Here is a 2,584-nt window from a genome sequence, read left to right on the forward strand (position 1 = left end):
GGAATTATTTGACGCTTATTTGAGTAATCGGAACGGTATAAACTGCGCGATGACATTATGGCTTGGTCACTTTTTGTTTGGGGCAGAAAAAGCGATTTGGCCTTGGGCTCCAGCTGGCCATCGCTAAAGGCACGGAAATCTCACTATGTGTCGACGACCAGCTTCCGTCCCAAGACCAAATTGCTTTGCGTCATCAGCAGAGTCCTTTGAATCAGTTAAAGGATTGAAATCAATCGTGGTTTTATCGCGTTCATTTTTACCGATTAGACCAATATAACAAGTTGTATGTCTGATTACTGATTCTTAGGATAAAAGTTAACTGTCGCGATACAAAATATTTACAATAAACTGCTTGCAGTATGCTTTGACAGGTGTTAATCTTTGGACGATATCCATGAGGGAGGGGCAGCTTAGCGCACGCTGTCAGCATTACTCCGCAACGAGGGGAAGTGCCTCGCAAACTAAAGGAGAGCAATCCGCTGACCAGCGGTGTGAATCGTTGGCAGTCTCTCCTGTGCCAGAGTACCGGTAAAGAAGGGTCCCCGTGTGGACCCAAATCAGGTGGGATTGGATGCAACGCCTCATGGCGACATGAGATGGCAGGTGACGCCTGTGTGCGAAAGGCAGTGCAAAGTCGATCAGCACTCAAAGTGGTTGAGCCCTAAGAAGGCAAGGCTACGCAGACACGCACTTGGTACTTAGAACGGTTGACACGTAATCGCATATTTAAATCCACGAAATTTTCTCTAGTTTCGTGGATTTTGTGTGCTATTGACGACGTTCGCAGTAAATTTCGAAAAGTGATCGCGCGAGCTGGGACTTGATAGCGCCATCACCTTTTTAAGTGAGAAAACCTCACAATATTATAAATTTCACACAAAAATTTGAGTGACACAAATAACATTTTTACAATTGAAACTTAAAAATACGTTATGGCGTAACCTATTACATATCAGTAAGAAATGATTGTCCACAATAGATAATCATTTTGCAATAAGATAAATCTTGTATTTTTGATATTTTAACGTTATACTTATCTATACTTAGAATCGTTATAGACTTGGGAGCATTTCGGGAGAACATGCTATGAAATTTCGTACGGCTTTGATTGCCTTAGCGTTAGGCTTGGGTCTGGCCGCTGTCACCACCACACATACCACACACGCTACCGACTTTAGTCATTCAACACAAACCGCTTCAGGTACTGGGATTACGCTTGACGGCCAATATTCAGATTGGGCGAGCTTGCCTAGTGCCAAGGTCAATTATGATACGGCGTTTGACCACACGTCCATCGTTAAGATGATCGCGACGACTAGTGAAATTGACGTTTATGTTGAAGTCCACAATGCCAATGGGAATTATTTACCCTACGCTGGCTGGACCGGTACGGTTGCCGGCAAGGGCATCGCGTTTCAAGTTGGAAGCAAAAATCAACTGACGACGGGATCGAATGTCGTCTATTCGAATTCGCGCATGGCACATTACGGCTCTGTCTTCACCACGGCAGTGCCTGCGGATGGGACTTATTCCAGTGCCTATACGCGCAGTGAATTTTCCATCACACCATCACAAGCCGGGATCACTTCACTTCAAAATGGGGACACGGTCAGCTTGAACTTTGAAGGCACTGGCTTAGGTTCGCAAACCATTTCTACTTTAGTGGGTAGCGGTGGTGTGTTGACTGGCTCTGGCACCAGTGCTGCGGCGTCAACAACCAGTAGCTCATCCACCTCGTCTAGTGCGGCATCGTCATCGAGCGCAACTTCTACCAGTTCATCCAGTACTGACTTGAATGGTGCTGGCGTCATCGATGGCAAGGGGGACACCCCGGCCAAAGGCGACAGTAACACCTCAAATGATGATTTAGGCATTGTGATCGACGGGAAGTTCTCAGATTGGGACAACATTACCAAAACCGATGAAGCCAATGGCAACAAAATGGCCATGGTTGCAGATGGCGATTATGTCTATGTTTATGTGATGATGTCGCAATACTATGTCGCGCAAAATGGCTTCAAGTTCACTGCTGGTGGGCAAACCTTTTGGATCACACCACAAAACGGCGGCAATGGGTCAACATCAGTTACACCAGTGACCTTTAAAGTGTCAGGCGGTCCTTGGGATACGAGTACCCAATATCCCAACGTCGGCAATGGCTACATGGTGCAAGGAACGGTTGATGGCAAGACCCAAGGCTTGATGGAATTTAAATTCAAGCTGTCAGATCTTGGCTTGAGTTCCAGTGCCAGTCAAACCATCACCTTGCATAACGATGGCATCGGACCAACTACGATCACTGCAGCAGGCGGCTCGACTGGGCCAGTCCTGTTAGCAGGTGTGGGCGTATTGTTGGCAGGATTCGGTTATTGGAAAGCGCGCAAAATGGGCTTATTGAAGCCACAAACTGCTCGCACCTCTGGTAAGTAAAGGAAAAATATGAGTATTTATCTTCTGATCGGCACAGCGATTTGGCTGTATGTGCTATCAGTTTTGAAACGAGCTCGGTTATCAGCGTTTTATTTTATCCGCAAATTGCAAGAACAAGTTAGCCACCCCATGGCACGACACCGTGAGATGAACT

1 protein-coding gene is annotated in these 2,584 nt (G+C 46.4%); it reads left to right on the top strand.

All coding sequences use genetic code 11. From position 1 onward, the window contains the following. The first annotated feature begins 1,086 nt into the window (after nucleotides 1-1,086). The gene (locus FD01_RS04935) at nucleotides 1,087-2,430 is read left to right on the top strand and encodes a Firmicu-CTERM sorting domain-containing protein (protein ID WP_056962945.1); all 1,344 of its coding nucleotides are present in this window, start codon (nucleotides 1,087-1,089) and stop codon (nucleotides 2,428-2,430) included. Nucleotides 2,431-2,584: the final 154 nt, after the last annotated feature.

Source organism: Lacticaseibacillus manihotivorans DSM 13343 = JCM 12514, from assembly GCF_001435035.1.
Lineage (GTDB): Bacteria > Bacillota > Bacilli > Lactobacillales > Lactobacillaceae > Lacticaseibacillus > Lacticaseibacillus manihotivorans.

What these genes read in the sequence shown, in the direction of transcription:
- FD01_RS04935 (WP_056962945.1), top strand. Translation starts at nt 1,087, where the DNA reads ATGAAATTTCGTACGGCTTTGATTGCCTTAGCGTTAGGCTTGGGTCTG.